At 50.1% G+C, this 17,857-nt stretch carries 4 protein-coding genes; all 4 read right to left on the bottom strand.

Annotated features, from left to right (window positions below; all coding sequences use genetic code 11):
- Positions 1 to 101: 101 nt before the first annotated feature.
- From ACHA99_RS03845 to ACHA99_RS03830, 4 genes are read right to left on the bottom strand one after another with little or no spacing between them, the layout of a single operon-like run.
- On the bottom strand, positions 102 to 6,101 hold the full coding sequence (locus ACHA99_RS03845; protein WP_393941136.1) for a beta-ketoacyl synthase N-terminal-like domain-containing protein: 6,000 nt from the start codon (positions 6,099 to 6,101) through the stop codon (positions 102 to 104).
- The gene (locus tag ACHA99_RS03840; RefSeq protein ID WP_393941134.1) at positions 6,098 to 8,410 is read right to left on the bottom strand and encodes a PfaB family protein; all 2,313 of its coding nucleotides are present in this window, start codon (positions 8,408 to 8,410) and stop codon (positions 6,098 to 6,100) included. The genes ACHA99_RS03845 and ACHA99_RS03840 overlap by 4 nt, the downstream gene beginning before the upstream one ends.
- A complete protein-coding gene (locus ACHA99_RS03835) occupies positions 8,407 to 16,521 on the bottom strand; it encodes a beta-ketoacyl synthase N-terminal-like domain-containing protein (protein ID WP_393941133.1) in 8,115 nt (2,704 codons plus the stop codon). The genes ACHA99_RS03840 and ACHA99_RS03835 overlap by 4 nt, the downstream gene beginning before the upstream one ends.
- Positions 16,518 to 17,387: a transcriptional regulator gene (locus ACHA99_RS03830; protein ID WP_393941131.1), complete on the bottom strand. Its 870-nt coding sequence runs from the start codon at positions 17,385 to 17,387 to the stop codon at positions 16,518 to 16,520. The genes ACHA99_RS03835 and ACHA99_RS03830 overlap by 4 nt, the downstream gene beginning before the upstream one ends.
- Between the last annotated feature and the right edge of the window lie 470 nt (positions 17,388 to 17,857).

The following is a 17,857-nucleotide window of genomic DNA, read 5'->3' as shown; positions in this document are numbered from 1 at the left end:
ATTTGTGCCGCCTTGGTGATGTGGATAGCCAAGGCGGCGCAACTATTCGTTATTCGTTATTCGTTATTCGAGATTAGCGTCTTTCTAACTGCGTAAACTCGCTAGGCTTCTTCAATACAGATGGCGATATCTTTAACTTCATAAATCCGCAGACCATCTTTACTCAAGTTGGCATCGCCCATAATGATGCGTTTGCCATTGTCGTCTGTCACGCTGGTAATGTGTACATCTAGCGACATCTGCTTGTTTAATGGGTTAATTTGGCCGCGATATTTCCATTTGATATCCGATAAAATCTGCCCAAATTTAGGATTCTTAAAACCCGCACCAAGGTCTTGGTTAATCGCATAGGTTTGCATCAGCTCGATAATGGCTTCAACCCCTAAGGAGCCTGGCATCACAGGATCTTGATGGAAATGGAATTGGAAGAACCAATCACTCGGGTCAATGGTGCGCTCGGCGTATAAATAGCCAAGGCCCGCTTTACCGCCGGCTTTCACGATTTCAGCCTTGTCGATAAAGTTAAGTTGACCGCCCGCTAAACGGTAATGTGGCTGACCTTGTGGTGCATTAAAGCTGCGATGTTGTTTATCTAACAGATTGATTTGGCTATCGGCGGCTATGCCATTTTGCACATGCCAAGGCTGAGTTATCTTGCCGTTGTCTATGCCTAACTGGTTTTTCAGTGCATCGCCCTTGAAGTAACCAAATACCGCTTTACCTTGGTAGAAAGGCTCGCCATCGCAGCTTAATTCAAAACTGAAATTTTGGATGATGTTACTGCCAGCAATCACAGTCGATAACAAACGTGAGTCGTTCATTATGGTTTTGCCGCGTAAATCCACGTGGCGCAGCAGCTTACCGCTACCGTCCAAGTTACGGAAAAACAACTCTTGGCCGGGGAAGCCCAAGGTGGTGCCCATATAACCTGAGATAAAACCGTTTGGCTGCAGTGATATTTCCATCAGCACAGAATAGGGCATAACGGCGTGATGGCTGTTTTTATCGTAATACCAAGCGTTTGCAGGCACTTCGTATTCGGCTATACACGAAGAGGGCTTTTTCAGTTCGCCGCGTTTGCCGTCAATCGCAATGACGCGAGTCGTGAGCTGCAAATCACCGCAAGGCGTGCGCGGTGGAATTAGGCCGCGATAGATGCTGAAATCGGGGCCGAAGCAGTTTTCGATGTCGCCAGTGGCAAATTCGAACATGTGGTACGGCGTGAACGGCAGGGTATCGGGCACGCGGTTAGCATACTTTGAATCCGCTGGCGCAATCGGCGCAGACACATGCTTAAGCGGCACTACGCCTTTGTTGGTTGGCGCAGTTAAATCGGGCAGCTGCGCCATCAGCGGCGCGGCTAACAATACGGGTGCTGTTGAAACAAGCGGCGCAGCCGAAACAGCTTTTTTAGCTACATGGTTAACTGTGCTGTTGGCATTATCCGCGAGGTAGCGGGTGCATTCGGCTTCTTCTTTGATCATCACTCCAAGGTTTTGGAAATCCACGACCACTTTGCCATTGAGCAAAATATCGATATTCGCCTTAGCATACGGGCGCGGGCTCATACCGATTTCGGTGATTTCCATACGATAGGTGAGCAGGCCAGATTGCGGCAAGACTTGACCGCGACAGCGCACTTTTTGTGACGCATTTTCGAGCGGTTGGAAACGACCGTTTTTGACGCCCCCTTCTTCTGTGCTGGCGTGCATCCCAATATGCAGCATAAAGAATTGCAGTAATTGACCACAGCCTTCGGCCATTAACGATCCCGCCATCACTTGGTCGCCCTTGAAATGACACGGGAAATACCAATGATCAGCTTCGAGCTGCTTATGGCCTTGCACTGAGCCTAAGCCCCACGCACCGCCATGCACCTCAAGATTGCTGACCTGTTCAATCATCAGGAATTTTTCGGAGGCAAAACATAAAGAGGGCTGCAAACCATATTGGGCTTGATGCGCCGCGTGTGCGCCGCCAAAACAGCCACCGATATCGGCGCCGAGCAGTTTATGGATTTGGCTGTAATCAAATTGGTTTTGCGCGCAATCAAGCAGCGGATTAAAGCACGGTTTATTCGGATTATTCAAGGCGAGGTTGCGCGCTTTGATTTCGGCTTCGGTGTGAATAACGCCTTTGCCGTCGGCCAGTTCTTTATCGGTGAAGAAGCCGGCACAGCCGCCATCCATTTTCAGGATCAGCTTGTCGCCCACGAAACATTCGTAGGAGAAGAAGAACAACAACAAGGTATCACCATTGCGGGCAAAGTGATTGATGGAAATGTCGTAGCGCAGGGTGTCGCCACCGCGCGGTAAGTCGCCAAGGAAGGTCAGGGTGCAATCGAGCAGGCGATAAACGCGCTCGCCTTTATTTTCAAAATCGATACCTAAGTAGCTGATCAGCATCAAGTCGCATTGACCCGATTCGACCGCCACGGCCCAAGGGATTTGGCCATCGACCAAATACGGCGCGTCCACAGGAATGTCGTATTCCGTGGTCATAGTGCAAGGCTGATATTGGTTCATCTGGGCGTTTAATTTCGTTACCCGAGATACTAGCAAATAGTCAGTCGTTGGCAGGCGTACACGACGCGAATAGCTGTCGATAATGGCATAATCTGGGCCAAATACTTTAGCAATATCACCTTCGGCGTACTCGACTAAATCCGCATAATCCCAAATGCAAGGCTTGCTTATCGGTGTTGGCGGCGTGTACTCAGGCACTTTTGCATGATTGGGATAAAGCACTGGATGTGGAAGAACCGCTGTCGCAGATGCCTGAACAATGGCTTGCTGTTGTACTGGCGCAGCTTGGCCATTGACGGCTAACTCGCTGGCAAGCTGGGCTTTCATCAAGGCATCGGCTAGTTTCAAGCCTTCAGCACGGCTTTGTAAAAAGGCTAAATGGGCTTCACGGGCGAGTTGCTGATTGCTTAAAAATGCCGCGTCTTTTAGCTCTGCTTGAGTGGCGTTTTTATTGGGCGTGCTTAGGGCATTCATTGGCATGCTGCTTAATGTCTCTTTTTGTTGAGCCGTGGTTGGGCTGCTTGTTGCAAAGCGACTCGTGTCTTTGCTCGCTATTTGGGCCAAATGTTTGCGTTGGCTGCGCGCTGGCAGTGCTGTCATGGCTTGGGCTTTTTGTTGTATAGCATCAAGACCTGCGAGCGGCGTATCCAGGATATGTTGATAGATATCGCGGCCACCGAGCGTTACTTGTTTTATTAAGTGTTTTTGCTCTGAAAGCGTTAAGTCTTGTTCAAGCCTTTGCTGCAAATTGTATGCTTGCGTGGCACTTTGGCTGAGCAGTAACTGCGAGCATTTACCTTGGCTAAACGTGGCAACGAGCGCGTGCTGCTGAGCTTGAGAAGAATGCTTGTTAAGTTGCGCTTGATTTTTAAGCTGCACCTGATTTTTAAGCTGAAGCAGCGCGCTCAACATGCTCGCCATTCCCGCCGCAGCAAAGTTGTGGCCTAGGGTATCAGCGGCTTGGCTGCGCTGGTTCACACTCGGCAGCAGGGTATTGAGTACCAACTCTGAATCGTCAAGTTGCTCAACCGCAATACTGGTTTCAATCAAGCTAATCTGGCTGCTATTCACCTTGGCTTGGGTTAGCAAGTCATCGCAAATGCGCGCTGTGTTGCTATTACCTTGTATGTCACAAATCGCGCCAAATACTTGGCCGCTGATGTGACCATAACTGTTGCCATAGCTGCTATTGGTATTAGCATTGTCAGCGGCATTACTTGGCTGGGCTGCACTTGATTGCGCTGTTGTGAGCACTAACGCGCCAGCACCTTCACCGACTTTCCAGCCTGCGTCAGTGGCAGTAAATGCCACTGGCGATACGGCGTTTTTAAGGATGACTTGCTCTAGACTGCCGCTTAAATCGACGGCGGCGATCACTACGGCATCTAAGGATTCTTGGGACAACAGATTTTCGGCCACATCGATACAGCGGGCGACCGATTGCTCCGCCGCCGAAATGGTAAAGGCAGGGCCGTTAAAGTCCCAAAGGGATGCGATACGTGACGCCATGATGTTGCCAATAAAACTGGTATATTGGTTCAGTTTGGCGGCATCGAGCACACTGTCCATGGCGATTTTTTCAAGGGCGAGATACTCAGCTTGCGTGAGTGTTATTCCTTGTTTTTTAAGGCTGTCTGCCAGTTGGGTGTGTAGATTTACGCGGCCACGGAACTGGTGTAATTCGAGTTCAGTTTCCATCGCCACTAATACGGCCACCTTGCCACCGGGTTTTAGATTGGCATCACGGATCGCTTCATCGGCCACTTTGATCAGCAGCAGTTGCTGGGAGATCAGGCGATCGTCTTCATTGGGCGGCACTTTAAAGCGCAGGAAGTCAAAATCGAACTGGTCGATATATGCGCCTTGCGGGACAGAAGGCAAACCAAAGTTAGCTAAAATCTCAGGGTGTTTATCTAAGCCTTTCCAACGTTTAGTGGGCAGCGGGATAAAGGCATCTTGCTTCGCGCTTATGGTGTTATCCAGCGCATTTATGGAGGATAAAGGCCCGAAGTGCGATGCTAAGCCAATGATATTTAATGGTGTATGTTGATAGCTTACTTGGGCTGTACTCTGCTGATGTTTGCTACTGGTATTTGCCGGTACATAGGATTCCAGCAATAAATGCGCGTTACAGCCGCCAAAACCAAACACGGAAACACCCGCGTGGCGGCGGTCATTGCCAGCTTTATCGGGCCACGCATGCAGTTCTGTCGGTAGATTTTTAGCGCTAAACAAACCCTTAGGTGAGGATATCGGCGCCGATAAATTAATACTTGGCGGCAAGCGGCCCGAGCGCATGGCAAAAATCATCTTCATGATCCCCGGCATGCCCGCGGCTGTGAGTAAATGGCCTAAGTTGGATTTTGCTGAACCGATCAGCGGCACTGCAGAGCCTGCGAGTTTGTCCTCAAAAAAGCGTTCCATCGAGGCGAGTTCGACTTTATCCCCAAGCGGCGTGCCCGTGGCGTGGCATTCAATCACTTCGATATTGGCGGGCAGTGTGTTTGCCGCACTATAGGCGCGCTCGAAGGCTTGCACTTGGCCCTTGCTGTTGGGGCTTAATACAAACTGGCCTTTACCGTCGTTCGACAAACCAATGCCGCTAACGACGGCATAGATGTTATCGCCATCGCGCTCGGCATCTTCTAAGCGTTTTAAGACTAAAACCCCAGCGCCTTCTCCGGCGAATAAGCCCTTGCTGTTGCTGTCAAAGGGTGCCGAAATACCATGATCTGGATAGGCGTGGAAAATCGAGAATCCCATGTTGATAAAGAAGGGATCTGCGCCCGATACTGCGCCTGCAAGCATCATATCGGCCTTGCCAGTTGTTAGGTAATCGCAGGCGAGTTTAAGTGCGTAAACCGAACTGGCGCAGGCGGCGTCCAGACTTAACTGAGTGCCACCTAAACCGAGTGCATCGCTGACCAGCTTTGAGGCTGTGTGGGCAACGGCGCCATTGGCGACGTTTAAGGTTTGGCTATTGGCATTGAGATCGTTAACTGAATTGCCAAAGTCAGCCAGCTGAAATGCGCTTTGGTTAAGTTTGTTTTGCAGCGCCTTTTCAACGGTTTGATGATACAGAGGCAAAAATAATTCGTTGGAGCGGGCCGTGGGGAACGACAAGGTTCCCATTACGATACCTGTGCGCGCCAGTACGGTATCGTTTGGAGCAATCCCTGCGTCTTGAAGGGCTTTATGACTGCAATCGAGTGCCCATAAAAAGCTTTCATCTAACCCGTCAAAGGCGGACTCAGGCAGTTGATAGCCCTTAGCATCAAACTCAAAGTGTTGGATGTAGCCGCCCTTATCACAGTAAAAACGGTCAGACTGACCCTGCACACCTTGGTATTCGGCGGGATTGGCATTGAGCTTCTCGCGGCTGATTTGGCTGCGAGAGTCTTTTTTATCCAGCAGATTTTGCCAGAAAGTTTGCGGATTATCGGCATCAGGATACTGAGTCGCAAGACCGACAATCGCAATTTTTGACGCACTTTTTGATGCGCGGTTTGACGCACTTTTTGACAAAATCATAGGCACGGTAGTTTTATCAATAGTAGGGGAATGCTGAGAACTCACTGGGGTTCTCCTTGTGGTGATACTGCTGATGATAAAGGGGCTTTGTTAGCACTTAATGGCTGAATGAGCGGCGTGAGCGAAAGCGGCACTCTGTGGCTTATTAGCTGAGCTAAACACTTGAGTAAGCAGGTAATCGCATCGGCACCCTTGGCATTGCAAGCAATGGCGACTGTTGCCTCGTTCGCCGTGCTTTGGCCTGCATGGGCGTGGCTAATTTTATCTATGAGTGTGCTGGTTTGCCTATCGGCGCCCACTTCGACAAATAGCCTTGCGCCTTGCTCAGTGGCATTTTGAATGAGTGCACTAAAGTCGAGTGGCGAACAAAAGGTATCGGCAATCGCGCGGCCAATGCTGTGGCTATCCACGGTTACTGGCGCAGTTTGCGCTGCGCTGATAAAGCGAATAGACGAATCTTGCGCCGCCGCTTCCAGCGCCTCAGGTTTCACTGCTTGAGTATAGAAATCTTGTACTTGCCCATGGACTAACATGGCTGGCGCGGTATGCATTGCCGTGACGCGATTGGCGGCAATCCCGCGTTTGCCTAACGTGGCAAGCAGGGCTTTGCAGCTAGTTTCGCAGCCTGCAATGACGCAAGTATCACCTTGGGTGATGGCTAAATAAGCACGATGAAACTCTGGCAATAATGCCTTGATTTCATTGCTGTCGGCGCGCACCACAAAGCTGTTCCACACTATGGATTCATTATCTGCAAGCTGCCATGCTCGGCGCACTGCGGTTAGCTCGCCAGAAATGGCATGGTTGAAAATATCACTATTTTCGGTGGCGTTGATCATAGCATGGGGTGTTTGCCACACATCTAGGCTGGCCCACATGGCCGCTTCGCCCATTGAGTAACCCAGCGCCATTTTTGGTTTAATATTAAAGACTTGGGTCAACAGCTTAGTGAATAGGTAACTGGCGCCCACGCCACTAATCGCTTGCTGACTTAGGTTCATGCCAGCCGCGGTTTTAACATCTGCCGCATATATCAGCGGAGATTGCAGCATGGCGCTTAAATCGCCTTCACGTTCTAGCTGGTGATACAGCGTGGGGAAATATTCATGCAAGTTATTGAACATATTGGCGTAAACAGTGCCAACGCCGGGATAAACAAAGGTCAGCCCCGCATCCCCTAGCGGCTTAGCGGTGAAACAGCTACCCGCTGGCGTCTTAAAGTGTTGACCATGATGACGCACTGCATCACTTTCAAGCGCCGTAAGCATAGCTTTGGCTTCAAGTTTGAGGTCGTCAATCGATGCCGCCATCAAGACTAATGCCAGTGTTGCGTTGGCATCATAGCGTTCAAACCAAGGTTTGAGTTGCTCAGCGCGAAAGTCAGCGTGCAAGCCGGCGCCATTTTCCAGTGTGCCCGCACCATTTCCCAGAGTGTTAACTCGCTGCAAAAGTTGAAATACTTGCGCGATGAGTGAATCAATATTGTCAGCACTTATCGGCACAAACAGCTGGTTTTCATCAACAAGAGCTTTGGGCGCGATAACTTGTGTGCCTTGGGTCAGTACTAGGCTCTGGTAAATATCTTGGCCTGAATCCAGCAAGGTATCTGCTGGGTTTGATCTTGTTGCCGCTAGATTCTTTGTTACAAGATTTAGACATAAAACCCGCGCTTGATGTTGGTCGCTAAACCAATAGCCAGCTTGATGATTGGTGCCGTTTGCCTCTTTAATATCAGTAGCGCCATGAAGCGGCGCTTGTGTTCGCGCGGCGAGTGCGGTTACACCTTGGCGCAGCGCAACAAATGCCTCGTTGAGAGTGTTGGCGACAGTCTGATGTTGAACGGTTTGAGCTGGGCTGCGCTTTGCCGCCGCTAATGCCGCATTAGCAACCGCCCCTGCATTAGCAACACCTGCATTTACAACACCTGTAGTCTCATTGCCAGCGGCAAAACCAGCGATAAACGCGTGGGCGTGGAGGCGCAGTTTGGCGGCGGTTAAACCATCGAGCAAGTACAGAGACTGGGGCAGATTGCCATCATTGAATTTAAGTTCAACGAGCTTGCCTTGCTCAATGGCTGTTGTTGCTTGGCCTAACAAGGCAGTGAGCGAGCTTTGCTCATACACTGACGGTTCATGATCTGTCGATTGGTTGGCATCGGCAGCGCAAATTTGAACTCTTTCACGTTCCGTAAATCTCCCTAATACTTGGGCTGAGTGAGAGTCAAGGTTGACGGCATCGCCAAGCAACACTGCAATACGCAGTGGCTTGGCAAGCTTTTCAGTCATAGCCGTGTCAGCTATCGACGTTTCAGTTTGGCCGCTATGTAGCGTTGCTAAAGTGTGGGCTAAATTCACTCGACTTTTGCCTCCACACTTTCAATGGCTTTATTCGCAGCGGTTTGATTAGCCGCAACTTTATTAGCTAAGAATGCACCGTTAAGGTTTTTGCTGATGGTGACTTTGGCGTTGTTCATCTCGCAGCTTAAACGGCCATCTTGATGATACAGCGTGATATTGGCTTCAAGGGCACGGCCAGAGTGTTTCACCACCTCGAGCACTAAATACCCTTTATCGCCAAAGGCAAACGGCGCATGGGAGATAAACTCACCAATGCTTGATGGCAAACTCGCCGCACCATATTTGAGTCTCGCCCATACCAGCATCGCCTGTAGCAACAAATCTTCCGCAAAAGCTTGTGAGCCTTTAGGCGTGAGATTAGGCACAAAATCCCCGCAGTCCGCTAACGCAACATGGGGAAGACTCACCTTAGCGACTAAGCTCGCATCGTCAAACTTCACCACCGACTCAATACCTTGCAGTCTTGGGCCGTGGAAAAGCGTGCCGTCGCTGTAAAGGCTGCTCGCGGTTGTGATGGCAGAAAGTCCTGCCAAGCTTTGCGCGTCAAAGGCGGTTGCTTTGCTGTTAGTGGCTAAGTAATCGTTAGCCGCGTCATCAACAGCATCATCAACGACTAGGATAGCTTGATATTGCGGACGACCTTCAAAGCTGATTAAGGCATTAATTTGTACACTAGCTTGTGCATTGACTAAGGATGCCAGTTCAAGTTCCAGCGTGATGGGCGCTTCACTTTCTAACACTCCATTTTGTAACACGGCAGTGTCGAAAATAATGCCCTTCAACAGCTTGTAGCTTTGTACTTTTACTGGTTGCTTGAGCACATCAAAGGCGGCTTCACGCATCCACTGAATCGCACACACAGTCGGTAATACGGGATTACCGTTAATGCAGTGATCTTCAATAAAGATCATTGCCTTAGGGTCCAGTGTGCGCTGCAGTGTTAGCGGTCGCGTGAAAGCGATTGCAGCAAGTGTTGATGCCAAAGCATGCGGATCCGACGCGTCAGTGGTCAGATCCGCTTCAGGCTTTTTTAGATTGCTACCTTGAGTTGCTTGCTCGTCACTTGGAACTGTGCCTTGCATGTCAGTACCGACCAGCAATTGTGCGCCTGTGTTGCTCAGTAATTGGCTAGCAAATAACTCAGCGCCTGCCTTTAGCGGGATCACATAAACACCGCGATCCATAAACATCTTTTTCAGCGCAGGATTCACCATGCCGCCGTCCCACGGACCCCAATCGAAGCTCATCACTTTGGCATTTGGCAGTTGCTGCGCCAGTTGCAGTGCGGCTTTGTTGAGTATGTCGTTGGACATGGCGTAATCGCTTTGGCCAGTATTGCCGTAAAAACCCGCCGCCGAAGAGAATAGGGCAATCAGTTTTAATTTATCTAAATCCAGTGCGGCAAGTAGATTGCTTATACCTGTGACCTTAGTGCCATACACCCGTGCTAACTCATCTAAGGTTTTGTCTTGGATGTGTTTATCGGCGAGTACGCCCGCACCATGGATGATGCCAGTAATAGGTGATAACTCGGTGATCGGCACTATCGTGCTGGCGATCGCATCTGGATTGTTAACATCGATACTTAAGTACTCGGCACTCGCGCCTACGGCGGTAAAGGCTTCTAGTGCGGCTGCAATTTCTAGGCTGCTTTGCACTGGCCATACTAAGGCATCCACTTGTTTTGGCGTGGGTTTCTCGCCCAAGCTTTGAATGTGGGCAATGGCAGCGGCTTTAAGTTCACTGTTATTCTTACCCTGCGCCCAAGCGGGAATGGCTTGTTGGCTGCTTCTGCCGGCAAGGATAAAGTGCGCCTTGCTGCGTTTTGCCAGACTCAAGGCACATTCAAAGGTCACGCCTTTTGCGCCGCCAGTCACCAGAATTTTATCTGCACTGGTCAAGTTAGCTGCGCGGTGGCGGGTATCTGCCTTGCCTGCAACTAAGGTCACGCGTGCCAGCGTTTCAGTTACGCCAGCTTCACTCACACCGACTTCTAATAGCTTATCGGTTGCAAAGAGCTCAGCGATCACTGCATTGGCCAGTTGCTTGGCATCAAGTGCTGGCGCGATATCTAAGGCGCGGCAATGCACGCTTGGCCACTCGTGGCTCAAGGTTTTCGTCAGACCTGCCAATGCTGCTTGGTTTAACTCGCTGCGGGCAATTTGGCTGTGGTTGAGATAACCAAAACCACCGTCGATACGACTGACGCTGATAAAACTACTACCAGTATTGGCGGTCGCTGCTGTTGTTAAAAACGGTTGTAAGTGCTTGGCGAACAAGAACGCTTGCTCGACGGATGCCTTGGCGGCACTGGACAACACTAAACCTTTCGCATCGGCTGAGTTTTTATGTTGTGGTTGCAGATGAATAAAGCCTGCAACCGTACCTAAGCTTTTGATCTGATTAATTACGGCACCAATGCTGGCATCGTCAATCGCCGCCAATGTGAAGCTGGCAATGTGGCTATTGAGCGGTGATGCACTGGCCACAAGGCTTTCAGGCGAGCGCACAACCACAACCGTTAGACCTTGAGCATGCAATTTTTCGGCAAGTACGCCAGCATTGTGACCATCATCTGCGATGATAATGCAGGCATCTTTAGCAAAAACGCGTGTCACAGCTTGTTGCGCTGATAGTTGCGACTCACGTTGCGTTAATTCAGCCGCCGCTGGCAACTTTTTTAGCACCACCTCGCTATGGGGTGGTAAATCGATAGTAGGTTCAGGCTGAACGACAGCGCTAATTGGCGCTACATTCTGGCTTACCGCGTTTTGGCCTAGCTTGCTTTGCCCTATTTCTTTCGAAAAGAGTGCAACGATTTCACCTAAGGTGCGACACTCGGCCAGATCTTCAGGATTGAGTTCAGGCAAACCCGGTAGCTCGTCTTGCATTGTGCCTAAAATTTCAACGCGCTTGATGGAATCGATACCTAGATCGGCTTCCATATCCATGCTGAGTTCCAGCATTTCAGTGGGGTAGCCTGTCTTGTCGGCCACTACTGACATCATGGTTTGTTGGACAAGTGCAGCACTTAAGCCGTTATTTGTTGTAGCGGTAACAGTGACTTGCACTGCTGTTGTAGCTGAAACCGAGCCAACCGCAGGTAGTTTGCTGTTCATGTAGTCAACGATTTCACCTAATGTGCGACACTCGGCCAGATCTTCAGGATTGAGTTCAGGTAAGCCCGGAAGTTCGTCTTGCACTGTGCCTAAGATTTCAACGCGCTTGATGGAGTCGATACCTAGATCGGCTTCCATGTCCATGCTGAGTTCCAGCATTTCAGTGGGGTAGCCTGTCTTGTCGGCGACCACAGCCATCATAGTTTGTTGCACTAACGCAGCGCTTAAACCGCTGGCGGCAGGTGCGGCAGTTGTCACATGAGTTGCTACGATAACTGCGCCCGCTGCAGGCAGCTTGTCATTTTGTGTAAGCTTACTTTGCATGTAGTTAACGATTTCACCCAAGGTGCGACACTCGGCCAGATCTTCTGGATTCAGCTCAGGTAAGCCCGGTAGATCGTCTTGTACTGTACCTAAGATTTCAACGCGCTTAATTGAATCGATACCTAGATCAGCTTCCATGTCCATGCTGAGTTCCAGCATTTCAGTGGGGTAGCCCGTCTTGTCGGCTACCACTGCCATCATAGTTTGCAGCACTAACTCAGCACTTAAACCGCTGGCTGCAGGAGTTGTTGGCGTTGTTGTAGAAACGACAACTTGGCCAGCCGTAGGCAGCTTGCTGTTCATGTAGTCAACGATTTCACCTAAGGTGCGACACTCGGCCAGATCTTCTGGGCTGAGCTCTGGTAAACCCGGCAGTTCGTCTTGTACTGTGCCTAAGATTTCAACGCGCTTAATAGAATCGATACCTAAATCGGCTTCCATATCCATGCTGAGCTCCAACATTTCAGTCGGATAGCCTGTCTTGTCAGCCACCACAGCCATCATAGTTTGTTGCACTAACGCAGCGCTTAAACCGCTGGCGGCAGGAGCTGCAATGGTTTGCGCAACTGGCGCTGCTATCGAAGCAATAGCTCCCGCTGCAGGTAATTTGCTATTCCCTATTTCTTTCGAAAAGAGTGCAACGATTTCACCTAAGGTGCGACACTCGGCGAGATCCTCTGGGCTAAGTTCGGGTAAGCCCGGCAGTTCGTCTTGCACTGTGCCTAAAATTTCAACGCGTTTAATCGAATCGATACCTAAATCGGCTTCCATATCCATGCCAAGTTCTAGCATTTCAGTGGGATAGCCTGTTTTATCGGCAACCACAGCCATCATGGTTTGTTGCACTAACGCAGCGCTTAAACCGCTCGTTGCTGGTGTCGCAGATGTCATCTCTGGCATAACTAAAACAGGAGCTGCTGGCGCAACCTGTACTGTCGCAGCAGGCGCATGAGCAACGGGAGCGGTTTGCACAACAGATGCAACAGGTGTGTTAATTGCTGGTCTCGTCGCAACAGCCTGAGCCGCTACTGGTGCGGCATTGTGTGCCACTGTCGATGCAGCCACAGGCGCTGGAGCAACAGGTGCAGGAGCCGGCGCAGTTGCTCGTGGCTGACTTGTAACCGCTGGGGTAAAGTTAATCGGCGCATTGTTTAGCATCGCCAAGGCCGCTTGGCTGCTACTGCTTTGCAGTTGCATAAATTCGGCGTGGCTTTGCAGGGTTTGCGCTTGATGCTGGTGGAACATTTCCATCGAGCGTTGCAGGCTTTCAGGGATTGCAATGCCTTGGCTTGCCATCTTGGCTTGTTCTGTCATCAGTGTCGTGAAAGTATCGCCATATTGCTGCGGGATAGCTAAAAACTGTTGATGTAACTGCGCCGCTTGAGATTGTGCGCTGAAAAATGCCGTTAACGCATCGCTGCTGACGTTAGGTGTGCTTGGGTTTAACTGCGCCGTCGCTTGCTGCTGATTGCTTAAGCCTTGCGCAACGCTTGGGGATGTTTGTTTCATTTCAACAGCTGCCACTTGATTCGCTTCCACTTCTATTATTTTCTCAACCACTTTTTCGACGATGACTTCTTTCTCAACAATTTTTTCGACTTCTTTTTCGACAACCGTTTCAACGATGCGATCCACATATTGCACTTGGCTAGTCACGCTGCCTGTGGCGAGGGATTTGGCCATCTTAGCTTTGGTTGCAGCACTAATATGGTTAGTGGCAGTGAGTTTGATGTTCATCGCTGATGGCGCTTCACGTTCGGCAATTTCTTGTGACGTGACGGCTTGATAGGGGTCAACCTCAGTTAACGCCACGCCGGCTACGGTTAATTGCACTGCGGCTAAGCGTAATTGACTGTCACTGTCGCCCTTAGGATTCGGGTTCATGCTGACAAGGCAAAGCTCATTTAAGTGTTCACCTAAGGTATTTTCAACTAACTTTTGCAGTATGTTCTTAGGGCCAAACTCAACAAACACACGGGCGCCAGCGTCATACATGGCCTGCAGTTGTTCGCTAAAGCGAACCGATTGCAGCATGTGTTGTTTGAATTCTGCTTTAATGGCTTTGCCATCGCTTGGGTGCAATTGACCCGTACCGTTGGCATAAAGTGCGACTGAAGGCGCGCTGAATTTAGCTTTATCAATGGCTTTGGCAAATGGCTTTTGTGCGTGTCCAACCAATGGGGTATGGAACGCGCCTGAGACAGGCAGGGCAATCGCTTTAAAGCCCAGTTCACTAATGGCTTTCGCGGCCAGCTGAGTTTGCTCTGTGCCACCTGCGATGACTAATTGCGTCGGCGCGTTGTAGTTGGCAATTTTAACGTCATCAAACTGGGCTAAACAGCTATTGATCGCATCGATATCATTCTTTTGCTTAAGAATGATGGCGAACATGGTTCCTAAATCAACTGCTTTACTCGCGGTATCACTTGGCACTTGCGCCATGGCATGCCCACGGGCGAAGGCTAGTTCGACGTAATCTTCATTGGAAATCACGCCTGCCGCGCAAAGGGCTGACAGTTCACCAAAGCTATGACCCGCCACCATATCGGGTGCAAAACCCGATTGCGTTAATAGCGAATATTGCGCCATTGAAACCGCGCCTATGGCGCTTTGAGCGAACAGGGTATTGGTCAGCGCCGCTTCTTGGGTTTTCACCGCATCGGCATCGAATGCTGGAATAGGGTAGAGGATGTTCGATAACGGTGTTTGACCGTGGTGAGCAAATACTTTATCGCTGGCCGTCACTTGTTGGCGCATTTCCGGGAAATGGCAGGCGAGTTCGCGGCCCATGTTCAGGTACTGTGAACCTTGACCAGCAAACAGGGCAGCTACTTTCTTTGATTCATTTTTAGCGACCAAGGCATGGGAGCGGTAGCTGATACCAGAAGGTAATTGCCACGCCTCGCTTGCACTGGTTTCTAGGTGCCCGCTTTCTAAATGCGCAATCGATTGATTTAGCTGAGCTTGTAGCTGAGCGATATCCTTAGCCACAAAACCTAAACGGGCATCTGTGTCTGCCAGCGGGCGCAGCGGATATTGCTGAGCGATAGCGTTTAGGCTCGCAGCGCTGCTCTTATTCGCGTTTGCGCTTGTGTTTACGCTTTGGCTCAGCGCAGCTTTTAACTCGCTAAGCAGTGCGGCTTTATTGGCTGCGGCAAACAATAGCGTCTGCGGCACACTGCGCTGACGATATTGCTCGTCACGGCTGTGCTCAGGTTTGTATTCTTCTAATACAAGATGGAAGTTCGTGCCGCCAAAACCAAAGGAGCTTACACCTGCACGGCGCGGCGTTGCATCAGCGCGCTGGAACCATGGGCGAGTTTCGGTATTTAAATAGAATGGCGAACTTTCGATATTCAGTTTTGGATTAGGCTTGCTAACGTTAATGGTCGCAGGCAATACCTTGTGGTGCAGCGCTAGCGCGGCTTTGATCACCCCAGCAGTGCCTGCTGTGGATTTAGTGTGGCCCACTTGGGATTTCACTGAACCTAACGCGATATGTTGATTTGTGTCGTTGCCTTGGGCAAATACTGATTTTAAGCCATTAAATTCAGCCACATCACCTGCGGCAGTACCCGTGCCATGGGCTTCAACTAAGCCAATGCTGTGCGGGGCAAAACCTGCATCGTCGTAAGCGCGTTCGAGAGCTTTAGCTTGGCCCTCAGGGCGCGGCGCATAAATACTCTTAAACTTACCGTCAGATGAGGCGCCAACGCCTTTGATGACGGCATAAATTCGGTCGCCATCGCGCTCGGCATCTTCAAGGCGTTTAAGCGCGACCATGCCGATCCCTTCGCCGATCATCATGCCTTTTGAATCGATATCAAAGGGTTGAATGGTTTCATTGGTGGTGAAGGCAGGCGTTTTTGAGAAGCTCATGTACATGGACGGCGAGTTGTCGGTACAGACACCGCCGGTTAACATCATGTCGCTGCGACCTTCGGTCAGTTCCGTCAACGCCATACGCATAGCAGCGAGCGAGCCCGCACAGGCAGCATCGACCACACAGTTCATGCCGCCAAAATCAAAACGGTTGGCGATACGGCCTGCAATCACGTTGCCTAAGGACCCAGGGAAAGAGTTCTCTTCCCAGTGGATATATTGGTCTTGGAACTTTTTGATCAGCATTTCGCTGTCTTCATCGCTCAGGCCGCTGCTTTTGAATACTTTTTTAAGCACTGGATATTGCAGGCGCGAGTTCAAGCTCTGACTGATTTTTTGACCACCGCCAACCCCTAGGGTAATGCCGATACGATCACGATCGTAATCGGTGGGCAGATTGGCGTCGGCAAGCACTTCTTTGGCGACAATCAGCGACAGCAGTTGCGAGGTATCTGTCAGCTCAAGAATATTGGGCGGCAGACCGAATTCCATTGGATTGAAGTCGACTTCTGGTAAAAAACCACCGCGTTTACAGTAGCTTTTATCGGCTTTGCTTTTGTCGGCATCGTAGTAATCTTCGGCGCGCCAATGGGTGTCTGGGATGTCAGTAATGGCATCGATTTTTTCGCTGATCAAATCCCAAAATTTATTTAAATAACGCGAGTTAGCGAAGATGCTGGCCATGCCTACGATGGCAACGGGCATATCTTTTAAACGTTTGTTGAGTCGTTTATCTTTTTTTGACTCAGTCGCAGAATTAGGTACAGAAGGGGTATGGCTCATAAAGAGTCTCCACGGGTCGACCTGGATACGGTGACCTTGTTTTGGGATCCAGCCGCGTTTGTCTTTGGCGTGCCATGGGCACCGGGAAAACGGGCTAAGAAGGTGTGATAGTTGCGAACGAGCAACTTTCGTAAATGAAACGGCCCATGTCTGAGGACATAGGCGATATATCTATTGGTCGCTTGGGTATTACTGTCTTGATAAATATCGAGGTAAATCCAATCACTTGCAGTGTCTACGCCTAATAGTACTGAGCTTGGTGCTTGCTCAGTGAGTTGCGGCGGTATGGTGAGTGACACCACTTGCACCACAGTATTGCCGTCGGTACTCGGCAATGCGAGGGCTTTGGCCAAGGTTTCTGGATTGACCGTATAGGTTTGGATATCGCTGCCTTGAGTCACAGGCAATTGATTAAAATAGCGTTCGGGGACTTGCGGTGCTTCAAATTCATCGAGCCGCGATATGCCATATCGCTTTAAGCAACGGGCAAGGCCGGAGCGCGACACATTGGGATTAATAAAGGTTTGGGTAACCTGAAGTAATCTATCTAAGGTGAGTTTGAGTTGATAGCGTAATCCCACCACCACATATTCTTCCATCGGCGTGAGCGTGGTATTGAGGTGGTGAGGCGTGTTCGAACTGTTGCTAATGGACTCACGCTTCCGCCATTTGCGGACTGTTGCCTCAGTAATATTTAAAATTTTTGCCAGCTGGCTGACGCTCAGATCCGATTGCTGGATAAAGAGTCGCATTTCAGGCGTGGTGGTGGCGTTGCGATGCCGAGGTGCGCTGTCTTTTTTCGCCGCTTGAGTCGTGCTCTTGGGGGCGTAAGACGGCGCTTTAGATTGAGAGTCGCGAGCTGCCATTAATAATAATTATCATCCGACATAATCTATTGGGACTGAGAAGCCATTTTGGCTGAGTCAGCTGTGGCACTCTTGAAGAACATAGTGACACTCATCGTAAAACCTGTGCTTATCATCTGTGTCACTTAATGGGGATGCAGATTACCTGAGGTTTCGGGTCGATACAATCATCTGGGACTGGAATTTATTGGCTTTCGTTGAGTAATGGTATTTTCTGTGCGTTATGTTGGGTTTTCGCTGACCGCTTGGGCTTTTTAATACTTTGATAGTGGAAGAATTAAATTTTTAGGGGCGATAAAGGCCGCTTTTTTGAGTTCGCGGGGTAAAATAGCCCAATATTGGCTTAAGCCTCCTCTGCAAGGAATCAGACTGTGCGGCTAAACCTGTTAATTTGGGCGCAAAACCTTGGCGCAATTGCAGCAAAAATTTGCGCTTAGGATGGCGTTCAGAGTCGTTCTAAGAATTGCTCT

Source organism: Shewanella sp. S23-S33 (assembly GCF_043359565.1).
GTDB classification, from domain to species: domain Bacteria; phylum Pseudomonadota; class Gammaproteobacteria; order Enterobacterales; family Shewanellaceae; genus Shewanella; species Shewanella oncorhynchi.
The sequence above is the reverse complement of the archived record's forward strand: the minus strand, read 5'-3'. Positions and strand labels throughout refer to the sequence as shown.

Coding starts and splice junctions, on each gene's coding strand:
- ACHA99_RS03835 (WP_393941133.1), bottom strand. CDS start 16,521: ATGAGCCATACCCCTTCTGTACCTAATTCTGCGACTGAGTCAAAAAAA.
- ACHA99_RS03830 (WP_393941131.1), bottom strand. CDS start 17,387: ATGGCAGCTCGCGACTCTCAATCTAAAGCGCCGTCTTACGCCCCCAAG.